General features: G+C 60.8%; 15 protein-coding genes and 3 pseudogenes. 9 read left to right on the top strand and 9 right to left on the bottom strand.

Annotated elements, in window-relative coordinates; all coding sequences use genetic code 11:
- Nucleotides 1-130: 130 nt before the first annotated feature.
- The gene (locus BM374_RS29680) at nt 131-1,339 is read left to right on the top strand and encodes an aspartate transaminase (RefSeq protein ID WP_092300809.1); all 1,209 of its coding nucleotides are present in this window, start codon (nt 131-133) and stop codon (nt 1,337-1,339) included.
- 21 nt (nt 1,340-1,360) lie between these two features.
- On the top strand, nt 1,361-2,026 hold the full coding sequence (locus tag BM374_RS29675) for an RraA family protein (protein ID WP_092300806.1): 666 nt from the start codon (nt 1,361-1,363) through the stop codon (nt 2,024-2,026).
- Between the two features lie 123 nt (nt 2,027-2,149).
- Here the strand turns inward: BM374_RS29675 and BM374_RS40015 are convergent.
- Nucleotides 2,150-3,396: pseudogene (locus tag BM374_RS40015) on the bottom strand (type II toxin-antitoxin system HipA family toxin).
- Nucleotides 3,393-3,691: pseudogene (locus BM374_RS29665) on the bottom strand (helix-turn-helix domain-containing protein). The pseudogenes BM374_RS40015 and BM374_RS29665 overlap by 4 nt, the downstream one beginning before the upstream one ends.
- A 704-nt stretch (nt 3,692-4,395) precedes the next feature.
- Here BM374_RS29665 and BM374_RS29660 point away from each other — a divergent pair.
- The 3 genes and pseudogenes from BM374_RS29660 to groL all read left to right on the top strand — a co-directional run bounded on the left by BM374_RS29660 (nt 4,396) and on the right by groL (nt 7,035).
- A complete protein-coding gene (locus BM374_RS29660; RefSeq protein ID WP_092300802.1) occupies nt 4,396-4,821 on the top strand; it encodes an Hsp20/alpha crystallin family protein in 426 nt (141 codons plus the stop codon).
- A gap of 64 nt (nt 4,822-4,885) precedes the next feature.
- Entirely contained in the window at nt 4,886-5,284 is a 399-nt protein-coding gene (locus BM374_RS29655; RefSeq protein ID WP_177248618.1) for an Hsp20/alpha crystallin family protein, read from the top strand.
- Between the two features lie 114 nt (nt 5,285-5,398).
- Nucleotides 5,399-7,035 (top strand): annotated as a pseudogene (groL, locus tag BM374_RS29650) (chaperonin GroEL).
- A 686-nt stretch (nt 7,036-7,721) separates the two neighbouring features.
- Here groL and BM374_RS29645 read toward each other — a convergent pair.
- Genes BM374_RS29645 through BM374_RS29625 form a run of 7 tightly spaced genes read right to left on the bottom strand, consistent with a single transcriptional unit; the run spans nt 7,722 to nt 13,032 of the window.
- A complete protein-coding gene (locus BM374_RS29645) occupies nt 7,722-8,723 on the bottom strand; it encodes an FAD-dependent oxidoreductase (protein ID WP_244552734.1) in 1,002 nt (333 codons plus the stop codon).
- Nucleotides 8,699-8,830 (bottom strand): hypothetical protein, encoded by a 132-nt coding sequence (locus BM374_RS40010; protein WP_283807097.1) that lies wholly within the window; start codon nt 8,828-8,830, stop codon nt 8,699-8,701. The genes BM374_RS29645 and BM374_RS40010 overlap by 25 nt, the downstream gene beginning before the upstream one ends.
- The gene (locus BM374_RS39550) at nt 8,830-9,249 is read right to left on the bottom strand and encodes an FAD-dependent oxidoreductase (RefSeq protein ID WP_244552733.1); all 420 of its coding nucleotides are present in this window, start codon (nt 9,247-9,249) and stop codon (nt 8,830-8,832) included. The genes BM374_RS40010 and BM374_RS39550 overlap by 1 nt, the downstream gene beginning before the upstream one ends.
- A gap of 38 nt (nt 9,250-9,287) precedes the next feature.
- On the bottom strand, nt 9,288-10,163 hold the full coding sequence (locus tag BM374_RS29640) for an ABC transporter permease (protein WP_092300796.1): 876 nt from the start codon (nt 10,161-10,163) through the stop codon (nt 9,288-9,290).
- On the bottom strand, nt 10,156-11,022 hold the full coding sequence (locus tag BM374_RS29635) for an ABC transporter ATP-binding protein (protein ID WP_092300793.1): 867 nt from the start codon (nt 11,020-11,022) through the stop codon (nt 10,156-10,158). The genes BM374_RS29640 and BM374_RS29635 overlap by 8 nt, the downstream gene beginning before the upstream one ends.
- Nucleotides 11,019-12,074, bottom strand: coding sequence for an ABC transporter substrate-binding protein (locus tag BM374_RS29630; RefSeq protein WP_092300790.1), 1,056 nt, complete (start codon nt 12,072-12,074; stop codon nt 11,019-11,021). The genes BM374_RS29635 and BM374_RS29630 overlap by 4 nt, the downstream gene beginning before the upstream one ends.
- A gap of 28 nt (nt 12,075-12,102) precedes the next feature.
- On the bottom strand, nt 12,103-13,032 hold the full coding sequence (locus BM374_RS29625; protein ID WP_092300787.1) for a TauD/TfdA dioxygenase family protein: 930 nt from the start codon (nt 13,030-13,032) through the stop codon (nt 12,103-12,105).
- Between the two features lie 647 nt (nt 13,033-13,679).
- On the opposite strand from BM374_RS29625, the gene BM374_RS29620 reads away from it, so the two are divergent.
- From BM374_RS29620 to BM374_RS29605, 4 genes are all read left to right on the top strand, one after another.
- Nucleotides 13,680-15,020, top strand: a complete 1,341-nt coding sequence (locus tag BM374_RS29620) for an LLM class flavin-dependent oxidoreductase (RefSeq protein ID WP_092300784.1) — start codon at nt 13,680-13,682, stop codon at nt 15,018-15,020.
- Nucleotides 15,021-15,383: 363 nt separating this feature from the next.
- Entirely contained in the window at nt 15,384-16,820 is a 1,437-nt protein-coding gene (locus BM374_RS29615; RefSeq protein WP_092300781.1) for an ABC transporter substrate-binding protein, read from the top strand.
- 61 nt (nt 16,821-16,881) lie between these two features.
- The gene (locus BM374_RS29610) at nt 16,882-17,805 is read left to right on the top strand and encodes a carbohydrate ABC transporter permease (protein ID WP_177248617.1); all 924 of its coding nucleotides are present in this window, start codon (nt 16,882-16,884) and stop codon (nt 17,803-17,805) included.
- Complete coding sequence (locus BM374_RS29605) at nt 17,802-18,641, top strand: carbohydrate ABC transporter permease (RefSeq protein ID WP_092300775.1); 840 nt, start codon at nt 17,802-17,804, stop codon at nt 18,639-18,641. The genes BM374_RS29610 and BM374_RS29605 overlap by 4 nt, the downstream gene beginning before the upstream one ends.
- The last annotated feature ends 10 nt before the right edge of the window (nt 18,642-18,651 follow it).

Raw genomic sequence — 18,651 nt, 5'->3', positions numbered from 1 at the left:
AGACTGCCGTCCGCCCCAGATCCGAGCAGAGCATCCATAAGATAAGCCTATCAGGCCAGATTGAACTCGTGTTGGCCAGAGCCCGGCTCAGTCTTTAGCGTCGCACCTCGCTTAGCCAGGGTCAATCACAATGAACCATCCTCGTATTTCCGCACGGGTGAGGCGCATCAAGCCCTCGCCCAGCTCGGCGGCAGCCGATCGGGCAATGGCGCTGAAGCGCGAGGGCAAGAACATCGTCAGCCTCGTTGTTGGCGAGCCGGATTTCGACACGCCCGCGAACATTTGCGCCGCGGCTGCAAAGGCGATGGACAGGGGCGCAACCCGCTACACGATGCTGGCCGGTTCGGTCGAGCTCCGCCAGGCCATTGCCGCTAAACTGAAGCGCGAGAACAATCTCGTCTACTACCCTTCCGACATCATCGTCACCAATGGTTGCAAAAGCGGCATCTATAGCTCGTTGGAGGCGACGATCGAGGTCGGCGACGAGGTGATCATCCCGGCTCCCTATTGGGTGTCGTACCCCGATATGGTGATCGCCTGCGACGGCGTTCCGAAGATTGTCGCCTGCCCGGAAAGCCAAGGCTTCAAGATCTCGCCGGAGCAACTCGAAGCTGCCATCACGAACAAGACGCGATGGCTAATCATCAACTCACCGTCGAATCCGACGGGCGCGAGCTACTCGGCAGCGGAATATCGCGAGCTGGCCGACATTCTCGAACGGCATCCTCACGTGCTGGTTATGACGGACGACATCTACGAACACATCCGCTTCGATGGCCGCGCAACGCCGCACTTGCTGAACGCTGCCCCCGAGCTGGCGGACCGCGTGCTTGCGGTGAATGGCGTGTCGAAGACCTACGCAATGACCGGCTGGCGAATCGGCTGGATCGCCGGTCCCTCCGATCTGATCGGTGCGCTGAACACGCTGCTGTCGCAGGCCGCCGGCAACGCCTGCTCGATCAGTCAGGCCGCCGCCGTCGAAGCGCTCAACGGTGACCAGAGCTTCGTTACCGAAAGCGTCGCGATCTACCGTAGCCGCCGCGATCGCACGCTGACGCGCATCAACCAGATCGAGGGCTTGAGCTGCCTGCCGCCCGACGGCGCGTTTTATCTCTACGTCAATTGCGCCGGGTTGATCGGTCGAAAGACTCCTGCCGGTGCGCACCTCAAAACCGACGGCGACGTCGCGATGTATCTGCTCGAAAGCGTTGGCGTCGCCGTGGTCCAAGGTAGCGCCTACGGCTTGTCGCCATACTTCCGCATTTCGATCGCCGCGTCGCTCGATGTGCTCGACGACGGCATCAACCGCATCGCTCGCGCCGTCTCCGAACTTCGCTAGCCTCCCGATCGGAAGCACCTCATGTCAAACACCGGCATCGAAAAGAATCCCTCGGCTCCGCAAGTCTATCCCGCGGTGATCGCAAAACTGCGGACCATCGCAGTCGCCCTGCTCAGCGACCAGCTGCACCGCAATTGCGGCAGCGTTGGGCTAATCCCCTATCACTCCCCGGCGCCGATGGTGGGAACCGCGGTGACCGTGAAGACGCGCGGCGGTGACAACCTCGCCATCCTTCGTGCCTACGACTTCTGCCGTCCCGGCGACGTGATGGTTGTGGATGCCGGTGGTGATATCTCCAACGCACTGGTCGGTGGCATCATGACGCTCGGCGCAGCCTCGCTCGGGCTTGCCGGCATGGTGCTCGACGGCGCCATTCGCGACGTTGCGGAGATTCGTCAGCGCACTTTTCCTGTGTACGCGCGCGGCGTGACCCATCGCGGTCCCTACAAGGATGGTCCCGGTGCGATCAATGTGCCGATCACGGTCGGCGGGATGCCCGTGAAGGCGGGCGATATCATCGTCGGCGATCAGGACGGCCTGCTGGCATTTCCGCCGTCCCTGGCCGCAACGGTCATCGAGAAAGCACTGGCGCAGGAGCAAAAAGAACAAAGCACCATCGATGCGATCCGCGAGGGCCGATGGGATCGCGCCTTCGTCGATGCGCTCGAGGCGCGCTGCGCGAACTGACGAATTGAGCGATACAAACTATCTGCAGCCACTCGCAGCGCCCCCCGATTGGCCGCTGTCGGCCGTCAGCGCGTCCCAGGCCCAGCAATGTTCGCGAACCTGAAGGGCAAAAAGGCTTGAGACTTAGCTCGGATCCAGAACCAGGCTCATCTCGCGGATCTTAGCATCGATCTTCTTGAGGACAGCCGTCGGAACAACATCCCGCTCAGGAAGCTGCCACCAAAGATCGTTCACCGATGAAACGACTTGCTTGACGGCCGAGATGACGGCGGGATCCGGTAGCCGCGCCCGCTTCGCAAACTTCCGCCAACGATCCGGAGTAAGACGCCTTGAAGGACTTCTCGCCCCCCAATGACAGCGCCATGTCGTCCTTTGGAAAATAGGCCGTGGTCGACAGCACGTCATACACTCGCGCGATGGCCGGAGTGCAACCATCGCCCGGATAGATCGTGGACCAATTTTTCAAGTGCATGTCTCCGTTCCCGACGAGCGCGGCAAAAGCCAGGCGGCAGACAAATTCGAGTGCGGCATCTGTCGACACCGCGACGTTCAGTGCGGAGGCTATATCGTGGTATGAAGCGTCATCGTACTTCTTGGATGGTGGTCGGCCGAAAACCTGAGCAAAGTCCTCGATATGTATCCGCCTGCCTTCGGGCCTCCGAAACGCTTCACCAACAAAAGTTTACCGGTCGAGAGGGTGTTGAACTCTTCAGGTATCTCCTCGAAATCCGATTTGTCAACAAGCTCTCGTTGAGGCGCATCCATACCGATTGCCTCCGAGAGCGCCAGGATGGCGAACTCATTTTCAGACAATCCGACAAGATTGGTTGAGGGGAATTTCGCAATGTACTGACCCTGCTCGTCGCCGAGGGACAAGATCAATCCGCCTGCCCTTCCCGTGTTTTTCATCACCGAGAGCTTCATCTGAACTCCGGCCAGGGAAAAACGAGCTTTGATCACATGTGGTTCGTTTTGAGCAGCTTTTGTGGTAGTGCCGTTGCTGGGCACGACGCGCACGGCGCCCGGCAAGTCCGTGCCAAAGCGCCGCCAGCAGGTCGAAATCGTTGCCCGGCCTCACCGCTCCTGCGTGGTGTTTCTCCATTGCCTCGCGGAGCCTATCCTCAGGCAACATGTTTGCGAAGAATGCCGGCAAGACGTGGCGCTGCGGGCTTCGGATCTTTGCGAAGGCCGCCATCGGCGGAGCGCAACGAAAGGCTCAAGATTGGAGGCCTTGCCATGGCTCGATAGGCTGGATCCAGGCTGAAAGCGTTGAAATCGCCCGGCGTGCGGACGAGTGTTCCGACCTTGAGCTTTTGAAGGAACACGTCGAGCGATTGGATGGTGTTGGGGCCGCGGACTTGGACACTCATTCATCACCGTCCTTATCGGTGGTGAAGGCCGTTCGGTCTTCGTCGTCGGAAGGGCGAAGCAGACATTGATGCCCGGGCCATTGCTTGTGGGATCAGCATCAACTCCATACCCAGCGCGCGCGACGTTGATCAGGGTCGTGGCACGGGCTGCGGCCGCGCCCTGCTCGATATCACGGTACCGCGGCCTGGAAATTCCCGCGCGTTCAGCCACCTGCTCTTGAGTCAGACCCGCTTGTTTCCTGGCATCCCGCAGGAGCTGTCCTAACTGAAAGGTGGCCTCCGAACCGCGCTCCATGAGCTGTATCCGTATCTTTGATCCAGATAAAGATACGTATACATACTCTTCCTCAGAACAGCCGCAAGCGGCATGTTCCGTTTAGCCGAATTTGCCCTCGAACCCCGTGCGGCGACGCTGCCATCCCGGTGTCACCTTTGCTCATTTGCTGGCAAATTAATCCGAAAATCATCTCACGCCCCAATGAAGGCGGCCCTCGCCGGAGCGATACCGTGAAGTTAGCGCTCGGGATTGATCGCTGTCGCAGAGGCTAGCTGACGCGGCAAGACATCCCCTCGATGATCTTGACCACGCTGCGCGCGCGGTCGATCACGCGGCGATCGGATGAGCCGCGCCACGAAACGCCCAACTGAGCGCAAGGAACCGTAGGTTGGCCTCGTGGATATCCGCGTGGCGTTTCCAGACTGGTCGACGTGGACGGCATTGGCGTTAGGATGTCGGCCTCATTCTCGTGATGTCGTCGGCGCAGCTGGATGGGCAACACGAGCCATCGCTGCGTCGGGAACAGCAGCTGCTAATCCCGAGCTGCGCCATCCTCGCAGAGTGTTTCTTATTAAGACTCAATACGTTATAGAGACGAGGCATGCGTCTTCCCTGGTTAGCACTCGCCCTCTTGACAGTACCACTCGCCGTCCCAAATCACAGCTTTGAGGGGCGACCATGACCCTTCTCGCCCCGTCAACAAGCTAAAAGGGGTTGCAAAGATGATCATGGGATTTGCTGATCCATTCGACACGCTGCTCGATCTACAACGCTCGCTTGAAGCGAGCTTAGCCAGCGACTGGCTGCAGGATCTCACCACTAGTCGCGGCCCATTCCCACCAATCAACGTTTTCCAGCAGGGCGATGACATCCTGGCCATCATCGAGTTGCCGGGTGTCAACAAGAGCGACCTGCAAATCCAGGCTAAGGACAATTCCATCCGCATCTTTGGGAAAAAAACGGTCGACTATCCCGAGGAGGCAAGCCTGCATCGACGTGAGCGCGCCTCTGGCGAGTTCGATCGAACGCTGTCGGTCCCCGTCCAGATCGACTCCAATGGTATCAGGGCCGAGTATCGGGACGGCATCTTGGCAGTATTCCTGCCGCGAGCGGAAAGCGACAAGCCACGCAGCATCAAGATCACCTGAAGCGCAATCTGTCGCCACCTGTTCATCAGTACGGGACGACGAGCAACTTTGAGGAGATATGACCATGGCCTCTAGGAAGGAACTGCAGGTCGCTCAAAAGCGGGAATTGGAGAAGAAGGAAGAGACCACCATCCCGGCACGGATCTTCGTACCCGACGCGGACATCTATGAGACCAAAGATGGGCTTAACGTAGTTCTCGAAATGCCGGGAGTTGACAAGAATAGCGTTGACGTCCGAGTGGAGGACGACGTGCTCAAAGTCGACGGGAAGCTAGACTTCTCCAAATACCGCGGCCTACAGCCAGTGTACACCGAGTACAATGTCGGCCACTTTTCACGAAGCTTCCGACTTTTCGGTACGATCGACCAGAGCAAAATCGCAGCCGAACTCAAGGACGGAGTGCTATCGCTCATGCTGCCGTTGGCAGAGAAAGCGAAGCCGCGAGCCATTCAGGTGAACTAACGGCATGATTGCGCCGAGCGGCGAGAAAAAGCCCACGGCCCGATGTCGTTACGTTCAAGGGCATGGAGCACGAGATCTTGAGATCGCGCAGGTAAGCGTTTGGGAGAGACCATCATGGCCGCAAAGGAGGTACGATTTTCGACAGAGGCCCGCGACAAAATGCTGCGTGGCGTCGACATTCTGGCCAATGCCGTCAAGGTGACGCTAGGTCCGAAGGGTCGCAATGTTGTGCTTGAAAAGAGCTTCGGTGCACCTCGCATTACCAAGGACGGCGTAACAGTTGCGAAGGAAATAGAGCTCGAGGACAAGTTCGAGAATATGGGAGCACAGATGGTCCGCGAGGTTGCCTCAAGGACCTCCGACCAGGCTGGCGATGGCACAACCACTGCTACCGTTCTGGCACATGCAATTGTCCGTGAAGGCGCCAAGGCGGTCGCAGCTGGGATGAATCCCATGGACCTTAAGCGTGGTATTGATCTCGCGGTCGACGCGGTCGTCGATGAGCTAAGAAAGAATACTAAGAAGCTTACGTCAAACGACGAAATAGCGCAGGTCGCGACGATTTCCGCCAATGGCGATAAGGAAATCGGACGCTTCCTGGCCGATGCAATGAAGAAAGTCGGCAACGAGGGGGTGATCACGGTGGAGGAAGCCAAGTCACTCGAGACCGAGCTGGAGGTCGTCGAAGGCATGCAATTCGACCGCGGTTACATCTCGCCCCATTTTGCCACCAACGTGGAAAAGATGCGCGCCGAGCTGGACGAACCATACATCTTCATCCATGAAAAGAAGCTTTCCGCGTTGCAGCCGATGCTGCCCTTGCTGGAAGCCATCGTGCAGAGCGGCAAGCCCCTGCTTATCATCGCCGAAGACGTAGAAGGCGAGGCACTTGCGACGCTTGTCGTGAACAGGCTGCGGGCTGGATTGAAGGTCGCCGCTGTCAAGGCGCCCGGGTTCGGTGACCGGCGCAAAGCCATGTTGCAGGATATTGCGATCCTTACTGGCGGCAACTTCATCTCCGAGGAACTCGGCACGAAGCTCGAGAACGTCACGCTCAATATGCTGGGACGCGCCAAGAAGGTCTCGATCGACAAGGACAATACGACCATCGTCAGCGGTGCCGGCAAGAAATCGGAGATTGAGGCGCGCATTAAGCAGATCAGAACTGAAATCGAAGACACCACCTCCGACTATGATCGTGAAAAGCTGCAGGAACGGCTGGCAAAGCTTGCCGGCGGAGTCGCCGTGACCGGGTGGGGGGCGCTACCGAAATCGAGGTCAAGGAGCGGAAAGACCGCGTCGACGACGCCATGCATGCAACGCGCGCCGCCGTTGAAGAAGGTATTCTTCCGGGCGGCGGAGTGGCGCTGCTGCGGGCCACGATGGCCTTGGCGAAGCTCAAGCCCGCAAACGACGATCAGCACCACGGCCTGGAAAGCGTGAAGCGAGCGCTCACCTGGCCCGCGCGGCAGATCGCGGAGAATGCGGGCGAAGATGGATCGATCGTGGTCGGAAAGGTGCTTGAGAGCAAGGACTACGCCTGGGGCTTCGATGCCCAAACAGCTGAATACGGTAATTTGTTCGCGAAAGGCATCATCGACCCGACCAAGGTCGTAAGGTCCGCGCTACAGGACGCAGCTTCAATTGCCGGTCTTTTGATCACGACAGAGGCCATGGTCGCCGAAACTCCCAAGAAGAAGGATGGAGCCGGCCAACCCGTCCCCGCCGGTCCTGGCGCAATGGACTTCTAAGGGCACGGGCGACGTGCGGTTAGAGGGGCCTTCCGCCGCGCGCAAGAAGCCATTGCTACAGAAGCGGCCGCCGCGGCTTGGTAGTACCTCGACCCGCTCGAGCATGGCCATCATAATGACGCAAGCTTCACCTCCCCGGCGACTTCCGGTCCCAGCGCGCTATACCGGCTTTTCTAGCAGTGAACAATGAGAGGTTGGTTAGGTTGGGCGCTCTACATGCTGATTGCATCTGCGCCGCCTGCCTTGGCTCAGCGGATGTTTTCTGTGATTGGTGTCGATCGCGATCTTTTTTGGCAGTGACCGCGTTGTCAGCGCCTGCTCAAAGTGGGTGACGAATGCCTCGCGTTGACAGTTCGCTTGCCCACTCCACAAGTTTGTTGCGTCTATCGCACGCCACGGATGCTGATCGAGCTCCAAGCCCGTTTCCAGCCACCCACCGTCGACAGCCCGGAGCCAACGCCGGAAATGAAGCTCGATCTTGAATGGGCAAACGCTTAGATCTGCTCGCGCCAGCGCGGCCCGGCTTCGACATGCTGATTGTAGTCGCAGTCTTCTAATGACCGAAAAGGAGGAAGCTGCGATCGGCGCTTCGGCGATCTTTTGCGTCGCTGGTCCATCCGACAGCCCGTCGGTAGCTACCCATTATATCCGTCTGCCTGAGCGCAATGAGCTCGACCGGCTGGCTCTCATCTGCAAATGGCGAGACATAGATCGCGTCCTCGGGACAATAGAGCTCGCATGCCGCGGCTTTCCCGACGCGCCAGCGCGCTAAGGTACATCCAGCGCGCGGTGGCCAGCATCGCCGCGCTTTCGCGCGCGCGCAACAGCTCGACGGCGTCAGCTGCATCCGCTTCGGAAGCCTCACGCCATCTGGTGTCAAGGCGGGCCAGCGCGCCATCGAGCCGGCACGCGTCGCGGAAATCGTTCAGCTCATATGGAAAGACCTCGTCCTGGACGGCCCTCGTCAGCGCGGCCGGTTCGAACGCGCGTTGCGAGCGGCTGCGAAAGCCGACCTTTCCCGCCGAGGACAACTTCCTCGCGGCGATCGTCACGACTTGCCTGGCGTACGCAGCGGCGCCCTGTCCCGCCAGCGTCCCCGAGGACATCGCCCAGGCGGCGTTCTGGCTGCCACCGCCGGGGAAGCCGCCGCAGATCAATTCGCGCGTGGCGGCATCGCCCGCCGCATAGAGACCTGCCACGCTCGTGGCGCAGGTGTCGTCGACGATGCGAAGACCGCCGGTGCCGCGGAGGGTGCCTTCCAACCGCAGGGTCACCGGAAAGCGATCGGTGAACGGGTCGATCCCAGTGCGGTCGAATGGAATGAAAAAGTTCGGCTGCGAGGCGCGCATGTGCCGCTGCGTGTCGGCATCGGCCTTGTCGAGCTTGGCATAGACGGGGCCCTGAAGCAGAGCGCGGGCGATCGCCGATCGTCCGCCCTTGGATGCCGCGCCCGGCACCACGCTGCCGACCTCATACGTGAACGTCGCCCACGCATAGAACAGCGTCTTGGTGATCGAGCCGAATGCCGGCGAGATGGCATATGGGTTGGAGAATTCCATGCTGCTGAATTCGACCCCAACTTCGGCAGCGATCAGATAGCCGTCGCCGGTCAGCATGTTCGATCCCAAGGTCTTGCTGAGGAACGCGCAGCCGCCGGTCGCTATCACCACCGCCTTGGCGCGCACCATCGCAAGCCACTCGCACCGGCGACCGCGCCGGCATCATCGACCAGCAATTCGAGCGCCGGGCTGTGATCGAGAATGGTGACGCCGGCTTGCTTGGTTCGCTTGCGCATCAAGCGCATATATTCTGGGCCTTGCAGCGAGCTGCGGTGCGACTTGCCGTGCTCGTCAACGGGATAGGGATAGCCCAGTCGGCCAAGCGATTGCTCTGCTGATAGGTGAGATCGAGCGTGCGGGCCATCCGGCGGCGATCCTGAAGATGGCCACCGAGCTTCTCGCGGCTCGCCATTGCTGCCTCGCGTTCCGCCGGTGTGGGATCGACATACCAGACACCCGTGCTTGCCGCAGCGGTGGCGCCCGATGTGCCGCAAAATCCCTTGTCGGCGAGAACGACGCGCGCGCCGCGCTCAGCCGCACTCACCGCAGCCCAGGTGCCCGCCGGCCCGCCGCCAAGCACCAGCACGTCGGCATCAAATTCTACGGATCCGCCCGATGTGGACCTGCGCTCGGCGCGGTTGATTAGGTTTGTCATTGATCACGTCGCCCCGTTCGAACGATCAGCCCCCGCGCTCATGTCGCCACCAGCGCCTTCCATCGCATGAAGCGTCGCTCCAGCGTCTGGAGCACGGCATTGAACGCCAGCCCGATCACCGTGATGCCCAGGATGCCGAAATACATCTGCGGGATCAGAAAGCTGTACTGGCTGTTGATAATGAGATAGCCGAGCCCCGCCTTGGCGCCGACCATCTCGGAGGCGACCAGCACCAGCATGGCGGAGGCGCTGGCAAGGCGAATGCCGACAAAGATGGTCGGAAGTGCCGCTGGAAGGATCACCTTGCGGAACAGCTGTGGCGCCGTCGCGCCCATCGTCCGCGCCGACTTAATCAGGAGCGGATCGACCTGCCTGACGGCAGCAATCGTGTTGAGCAGCAGCGGCCAGGCACAGCTATAGATCACCATGGTGATCTTCGACATTTCGCCGATGCCGAGCAGCAGGATGAACACCGGCAGCAGCGCCAGCGGCGCAGTATTGCGGCAGATCTCGATGAGCTGGTTGAGGAGATTGCCGAGCCGGGCGTACCAGCCGACGAGCAGTCCCAGCGGAACGATCAAGGCAACCGAGATCAGGAAGCCGCTCAGGGCGCGCAGCAGGCTCGCCGAGACGTCGTCATAAAGCTCCCCGGTCTGCGCGAGCTGCCAGCCAGCGGCAATCACTTCCGAAAACGGCGGCAGGAACACCGGATCAACGAGGCCGAGCCGCGGGGCGGCCTCCCAGATCGACAGCAGAGCAATGAGCAGCAGCGAGCGACACCCGAGCGCGCCGAACCCACGCACGGTCGCACGAATCCGGCCGGCGATCGGCCTTGGTCGGCGATCCGCACCAGACATGGATTCGGGACGCCCATGCGCGAGCTCCAGCAGCGTCAATGTTTCAAGGCTAGACATGTGCGAGCTCCTTTAAGATGCGGCCGGCGCGATGCGCACTGGCGCTCGCGCCCGATTGTCCCTGCTGGGCCTTCTGCACTTCTTCGCGGAGCAGGTTCCAGACCTCGTGCCTGACATGGCCGAATTCCGGCAGCGAACGTACGTCGTCGGACTCGCCGCGTAGCGACACTGGAATGTCAACAACTTCTTTGATCCGGCCCGGTAGCGAGGTCATCACGGCCACGCGCTGGCCGAGGACGACGGCTTCGTCGATGCCATGGGTGATGAAGACGATAGTCTTGCCGGTCGCGCGCCAAATCCCCAGCAGTTCGGTCTGGAGCGTCTCGCGCGTCTGTGCATCCAACGCGGCAAACGGCTCGTCCATCAGCAGAACCTCCGGATCATAGGCGAGGCTGCGCGCGATCGCGACGCGCTGCTTCATGCCGCCGGAGAGTTCGTGCGGATAATGACGGGCAAAGTCGGATAAGCCGACGAGGTCAAGGAAATGCCGCGCGATCTCCCGCCGCTGCGCCGCTTTGAGCCCGGCGATGTCGAGTCCAAACTCGACATTCTCCAAGGCGGTGCGCCAGGGAAACAGTGCGTATTGCTGGAACACGATGCCGCGGTCGCGCGCGGGCCCTGTGATCCGCCGCCCGTCGAGCAGGATGCGGCCGCTGGTCGGTGCCGTCAGCCCGCCGAGCAAATCGAGCAAGGTCGATTTCCCGCAGCCGCTCGGGCCAACCAGGGCCAGGAACTCGCCCGTGTGAACATCTAGCGTGATGTCTTCCAGGGCGGGGAAGCGGTCCGCAGGACCGCTCCCCTGACCTCGGGTCACGAACTCCTTACGGACGTGCTCGAAGCTGATTTTGACCGAGCTCATTGCGCCTCCGCGGTCTTGCCGGGGCGGAAATAGTTGAAGGCGTTGGTGTAGGTGTCAGAGGCCTTGATCTGGCCCGGTTTGAAGAGGCCATCCTTCTCCAGCCAGTCGATCCACACCTGTATCTCGGCATCCGAGATCAGGCCGCCCTTGCTCGCAACGCCGGTACTCTTCCAGTACTTGATCGGCGTGGCATCCTCATTCCTTTTGCGCTCGGAGATGATGCGTTCGAAGCGCGCACGGACGTCCTCGGGCGGAGTGGTCTGCGCCCATGCGATGGCGCGGGACACGCCCTCGATGAGCTTGCGGGATGCTTCGGGGTTGTCCCTGATGAACTTGTCCCGCAGCACATAGGACCCGCCCGTGAAATTGCCGAACAGATCCGTGTCGGCGAACAGGCTGCGTATGCCACCACGTTCCAGTGCCTTGTCGCGTAAGACGCCGTTCAGCGTTGTCACCTCGACCTGTCCCTGGCGCAACGCCTGCTCACCGCTCACCGGCGGGATTGCCACCAGCATCACCTGCTTGGCCTCCGCCGGGGTCAGACCGTTGCGGGCAAGATATTCGCGGAGCACGAACTCCAGATGCGCACCTAATGTGTTGACGGCGACCTTCTTGCCGATCAGGTCGCGCGCCGTCCTGATCGGGCTGTCCGCCTTCACGTAATAGCCATTATAGGTATTGTCATCGGAGCCGTAATAGCCGACGACCGCCTTGATCGGCGCCTTTACCGCGATCAGCTTGAGGATCGCACCATAGAAGGCACCCCCGATGTCGATATCGCCGGTCACGACGGTCTGGATGTCTTGCGGGCCGCTGATTGTGTTACCGACCCACTTCAGCTTCAGCGGAGCGAGATAGCCGAGATCGTCGGCGAGCTCTATGAACGTTACCTGCCCAGCCCAGCCCTGATAGCGGATCTCGGTCTTGTCGAGCGGCGGCTCGGCGAAGGCGGGAGCAGCAAGGCCCAATGCCAGAGCGCTGGCAATCAGCAAGTTTGCGGCCTTGCGCGCGGCGCGATGCCGCGCGCGAACAAATCGAAACAGAGAGTTCATATCGGTAAGTCCTGTCGGTGATCCGCTATCAAGCAGCCTTGGCGGTCTGCGGTTTCGGCGACTTGACGCGCGTCACGCTGCGACGGCCGTCGACGCTGAGCGGCACGTCGCCATCGATCGTCGCGCGGCGAACGACGCGGTGCTGATCGCCATAATCATTGACCGCGTAGTGCTGGGTCGCGCGGTTGTCCCAGATCGCAACGTCGCCGGCCTGCCAAGTCCAGCGCACCGTGTTTTCCGGCGCGGTGATGTGCGACTGAAACAGGTCGAACAGCTTCTGGCCATCATATTTCGGCAAGCCCACGAAGCGCTGGACGAAATTGCCGAGCACGAGCGTACGTTCGCCCGTTTCCGGATGAACCCGCACCACCGGATGCTCGGTCTCGTAGATGGTGCCGGTGAAGACTTCGTCGAAATGCTTGCGGTCCGCCTCGGACGCACGCGTCTTCACGGCATAGTCATAGGCGTTGCTGTGGACCGCCCAGAGCTCGTCGGCGAGCCTGCGCAGTGGCGCCGGCAGATCGAGATAGGCCGCCGCCGTGTTCGACCATACCGTGTCGCCGCCATAGGGCGGAATCACCACGCCGCGCAATACCGAGATCTTTGGATAGGCATCGACGAAGGTGACGTCGGTGTGCCACTGGTCGGCACGGCCGCCGCCGCGGCCGGAGTCCAATTCCAGGATCGAAGACGTGCCCTTGGTCGCGCCGACCGTCGGGTGCGGCACGAGCTTGCCGAGCCGGACGGCAAACCGCTCCTGCTCGGCATCGTCGAGATGAGCCTGGTCGCGGAAGAAGATCACCTTGTGCTCGAGCAGCACCCGGTTGATGGCGCGAATGACGTCATCGGACAGATCGCCGGACAGCTTGACGTTTCGGATCTCGGCGCCGAGCCGCGCCGCGCGTTTGACGATATCGACGCGCGGAATGACGTTGTCGATGATGGCTGTGTTGCTCATGATGTTGCTCTCTCTCTTTTCGATTTTCTGGACAAAGCTCCGCCTCGCGCAGGTCGTGCGCGCAGCGGATGAGTGATGGTGAAGCCTTGGATTTTGTCGTCTAGGGGATCACGTCGGCAGCTAGATCGGCTGCGGCACGCGGATCCCGGCGGTACAGCTCTCCGCAATCGTTTCGGCGCAACAGCGCGCGCACAGCGCCGACATCAGCCGGGTTGCTTTGCGAACGACGTGTGGATCGAATTGCCGCATGGTGAACGACCTCGCTTGTACCTTGCAGATCGTAAAAGCGATCGCGATCCAGTCAATGAAATGAATCCAGCTTTGTTTTCCCTAGCGCGCGATGATCGCTTCGTTCGTTGCGCGGAGACGGAAATATTTGCGATCATCACGGACTATCTGTCTACCTTGCGCGCCCGAAGGTGGGTCAAATCGAGTCAATCGGCGCTCGAAGCAGACTGAAACACCTCGGCTGGTGTTGCCAACAAACGTACTCATCTCCGTTCGGCGAAGCGCTCACGGGCTTCATGCTCGCATCCCATGCAACAATGCAAATTCATTTCATCGACAGCCTCGAGATGCCCGACATAGAGTCGACTACCCTCACGATCGCCAGCCGACATCAACGATCAACATTTGCGAGCCATGCCATGAGCAATCGACAACTTTCCTTGAACTTCTTCATCTACCCGGACGGCCATCACGAGGCGGCTTGGCGTCATAAACTCTCGACAGCTAACCGCATCCTCGACGTCACTTACTATCAGGAGCTCGCGCAACGGGCCGAAGCGCACAAATTCGACGCCGTCTTCTTCGCCGATGGACCAGCACTGGCGGACAATGTCCGTTACGCACAGCGCATCCGCCTTGAGCCGATTACGCTCCTCACCGCGATCGCGTCCGCCACCAAACGCATCGGCTTGATCGCGACGGCGTCCACGACCTACACGGAGCCGTACAATCTCGCGCGGCTGTTCGCCTCGCTCGATCACATCAGCGGGGGCCGCGCGGGATGGAACATCGTAACGACGAGCTCGCCGCAAGCCGCGCAGAATTTCGGCCTGCCCGAGCATCCGCCGCATCACGAGCGCTATGAGCGGGCGCGGGAATATCTCGATGTCATCACGAGGCTATGGGACAGCTGGGAAGACGACGCGCTGGTCAACGATCCCCTATCCGGCGTCTTCGCGGATACGAACAAGATCCACACCATCGACCACATCGGAAAGCACTTTCGCGTGCGTGGACCGCTCAACGTGCCGCGAACGCCGCAGGGACGACCGGTCTACGTTCAGGCCGGCTCTTCCGAGGACGGGCGCGCCTTTGCCGCGCGCTTTGCCGAAGCGATCTTCACCGCCCACCAGACATTGGCGAGCGCGCAGGAGTTCTATTCCGACATCAAACGTCAGGCGCGCGCGTTCGACCGGAGCCCCGATCAGATCAAGATCCTGCCCGGCATCTCTCCGTTCATCGCCAGCACACAAGTTGAGGCGGACCGGCTCCAGGAGGAGTTCAATACCCTGATCCAGCCGGAGTTCTCGCTGACCCAGCTCCGCCAGATGACCGGGCTTGACCTCACCGGCTTCGATCTTGACGCCCCCTTCCCGCGTCATCTGATCGACGCCAATGGCGCGCATGGCGTTGCCAGCCGGTTCAAGCTCGTCGTCGACATCGTCGATCGCGAAAAGCCGACGATCCGTCAACTCGTGCAGCGCCTCGCCGGCGCGCGCGGCCATTGGGTGATCGCCGGCCCGCCGGAAAAGATCGCCGATAACATCCAGACCTGGTTCGAGAATGGTGCGGCCGACGGCTTCAACGTCATGCCTCCATGGCTGCCCGGCGGCTTCGACCTGTTCGCCGAGCAGGTCGTGCCGATCCTGCGCAAGCGCGGCCTGTTCCGCCACGATTACACCGGCACCACCCTGCGCGAGCACTACGGTTTGGATCATCCGGCAAGCTTATTCTCCAGCCCGATCCGAGCAACCGCATGATCGACTCGCTTGTGACTCAGCGGATAGGTGACTGCGGTTCACCGATGCTTGCAAAGTTCTCATTTGTCGGCCAGTTCCGCCTCGACGCAGACTAGCCCCAAAATCAACGCCGTCGAGCGTTTTGGGGAGGATGCGTGCTTCTACAGCGCCAACTGGTATCCATTCTGGTTGCGGGCGACAAACCCGGACCCGCGATGCACCTGCGCTGCAATCCTCGACATAGATGAATTGGTTTCTTTCGGCCAGGTCGCCGCCGACAGGCTGCGTTCACGCCTGCGGCTGGCTAACCGGGCACGGATCACGTGAGAAGCGCTCCGAAGCCGGCTCTCCCGGACTCCGGACGCCCAAGAGGAGGAGGAAGGGATGAAGTTCAGGACGTTTCTCGGCGCGGTTGCTGTCCTAGTGCTGGCTGCCAGCTCAGCGCCAGCTGCCGACAAGGATGCGGCCGATACCGCGGTCGAAGCCGCGAAGAAGTACGCGGGCACGACGATCAGCATTGTCTGGGAGGCCGGCCTCCAGTCTCTGGACCCGCTGAACTATTCGGGCCCGCAATGGGAGAAGCTCACCGGCATCAAGGTGAAGGTGGTCGAGGTTCCGACGGACCAGATGTTCACCAAGATCATGCAGGATTTCAAATCCGGTGCTGGCGCCTATGACGCGCTGAACGTCATTCCGTCCTGGATGCCCGATCTCGCGCGCGCCGGCGCGCTCGAGCCCCTCGACAAGTATGTCGACAAGTTCAGCTATCGCGACGAGTTGCAGGACATTGCGGCCGCGTATCGCGACAATCAGATGCAGTATGACGGGAAGATCTACGGCTTCCCGGACGACGGCGACGTGATGTTGCTCTACTACCGGAAGGACATCTTCGAGGATCCGAAAATGAAGGACGAGTTCAAGGCCAAGTTCGGCTACGAGCTCGCACCGCCAAAGGACTGGAAGCAGTTCGATCAGATCGGTCAATTCATCACCGACAAGATGGCGCCCAAGGTCTACGGCGCCGGCTTCTTCCGCACCGCGCCCTACCCGCAATACATGTTCCAGGAGCGCTTCCGCATGGAGGGCGGCAAGTTCTTCAATGCGAACACCATGAAGGCGACGGTGAATGGCGACGCCGGCGTCAGGGTGTTCAAGGAGATGCTGGCCGAGAACAAATTCATGCCCCCCGGCGTCGAGCAGTGGAATTTCGTCGACAATCTTGCCGCCTTTCTCCAGGGCACGACTGCAATGACGATCTCCTGGCCGCCTTACGGACGATGGGCCGCGGGCTACGGCTCAGGCGAAGAAGCGTTGAAGTGGGTGCCGAAATCGCAAGTCGCAGGTAAAGTCGGCTACGCGCTCACGCCTCTCGGCCGCCCCGAACTCGGCGTTGGCTTTGACCTATCAGTGTCGGCGACCAGCAAGAACAAGGAAGCCGCCTATCTCTTCATCCAATGGCTGAACAGCAAGAAGACCAGCCTCGAGCGCGTCCAGCTCCCTTATACGCTGAGAGACCCCTTCCGCCTCTCGCACTACGCGAGCGAGAAATATCGTGCACTCTGGCCTGACGCCCCCGCTTATCTCGATACGATCAAGAAATCGGGCGAGAAGGGCCTGCTCGACCTCTCCCTGCTGCAACAGGACAAGTATGACGAAGCGATGACCAAGGCGATCTCGAGCCTTTGGGCCGGCGAAGATCCCAAAGCCATTCTCGACCGCATGGCGCAGCAGTTCGATGCCATCACCGAGAAGGTCGGCATCGAAAACCAGAAGGCCGTGTACAAGGTCTGGGCCGCAAAGCCCGGCGCCTATCCCCAATAGCTGCTTTGGATCCCGCACGGGAGGCATCTCTCCCGTGCGGCGCCACTTTTTCGGAATGATGATGACAGTTTCTGCCAGCCTCAATGGCGCCGAGCAGCGCCGCCCGAGCCGCTTCGGGCGCATGCTCGAGGACCGCCTGCCCTATCTTATCGTTGCCCCGGCCATTCTGATCCTTCTCCTGGTCGGCCTATTTCCGCTGATCTACTCGCTGATCGTGAGTTTCCAGCGCATCACGATGACCGAGAACGACACCTCCTTCGTTGGCATCTTGAACTACGCGGAGCTGTTCAGGGATACCCGCCTCTGGGCTACGCTCGGCCATACCGCCATCATCACCGCGATCGCCCTCCCCCTGGAGTTGCTGATCGGCTTCCTGATGGCGCAGCTCTTCATCGATCGCATGCCCGGTCGACAGATCTTCGTCGCGCTGCTGGTGCTTCCGACGGTGATCTCTCCGATTGTCGCCGGAGCGACCTGGCGTCTGATGTTCGACGTCCGCTTCGGTCCGATCGGCCAAGTCCTCAGCTTCATCGCCGGGGAGCCAGTCCGGATCTTGTGGACTGTCAATCCCGCCTACGTCTATCCGGCGATCATTATCTGCGAGGTCTGGCAGTGGTCGCCGTTCATGTTCCTCCTGCTGCTCGCGGCGCTCTCGAATGTCGACCAATCCCAACTCGAAGCTGCGGAGATCGATGGGGCATCGTACTTTCGCGTGCTTCGCGCAATCGTTCTGCCGGCGATCGCACCCGTGATCGCCGTCGCCTGCCTGATCCGCGGCCTCGATCTCGTTCGCATCTTCGACATCATCTGGGCACTCACCGAAGGCGGGCCGGGCTCGATGACCGAGACCATCTCGCTCTACACCTATGTTCAGGGCTTCTCGCAATTTGAGACCAGCTACACAGCCGCGATCTCCTTCGTGGTGATTGTGCTGCTGACGCTGATCACGACCTTGGTTCTCAAGCGCATGGAGCTTGTGCGATGAGGATCGGCAGGCTTCCGGCGAGAAAGGCCCGCATCCTCGCGGCCCGCTATCTCGGCGCGGGCGTCGTAACGCTGCTATTCCTGTTCCCGGTGTATTGGCTGTTCATGATTTCGTTCAAGACGCCGGACGAGATCTACCACGTGCCGCCTCTGTGGATTCCCGGACAGATCCAGTTCTCAAATTATTACGTTTTGTTCAAGGACGGCGATGTGTTGGCAATCCTGAACAGCCTCATCGTCGCCGGCGCCAGCTCCGGCATCGCAATCGTTCTCGGGACGCTCTGCGCCTACAGCCTTGCCCGGTTCAGGACCGGCGGCGAGAACCTCGCGATGTGGATCATCTCCCAGCGCATGATCCCGCCGATCGCGGTCGTCTTCCCGATCTTCCTGATCTACGTCTATTTCGGTCTCGTCGACGGCTATTTCGGGCTGATCCTCCTCTACACCGCATTCAATCTTCCCTACGTCATCTGGATGATGCGCGGCTACATCGTCGACGTCCCGCTGGAGCTGGAGGAAAGCGCGCTCGTCGATGGCCTCAATCGATGGGAGGTGATCTGGAAAGTCGTCTTCCCGATGGTCCGACCGGGCCTCATGGCAACGTCGGTCTTCACCTTCGTGTTCGCCTGGAATGACTTTCTTTTTGCGCTGGTGCTCACCCGCACCGAGGTCATCACGTTTCCCGTCATGCTGACGCACTACTTCGGCGGACAATCGAATTTCTGGGCAAAGATCGCGGCGATGTCGGTCCTGGGGACGTTGCCGATCTTCGTCGCGGTCTCGGTGATGCAGCGCTATCTCGTGCGCGGCATCTCGCTGGGTGCAGTCAAGGGTTAGGGAGAGCGGA

It is taken from the genome of Bradyrhizobium sp. Ghvi (assembly GCF_900115265.1).
In the GTDB taxonomy this organism is placed as follows: domain Bacteria; phylum Pseudomonadota; class Alphaproteobacteria; order Rhizobiales; family Xanthobacteraceae; genus Bradyrhizobium.
The sequence above is the reverse complement of the archived record's forward strand: the minus strand, read 5'-3'. Positions and strand labels throughout refer to the sequence as shown.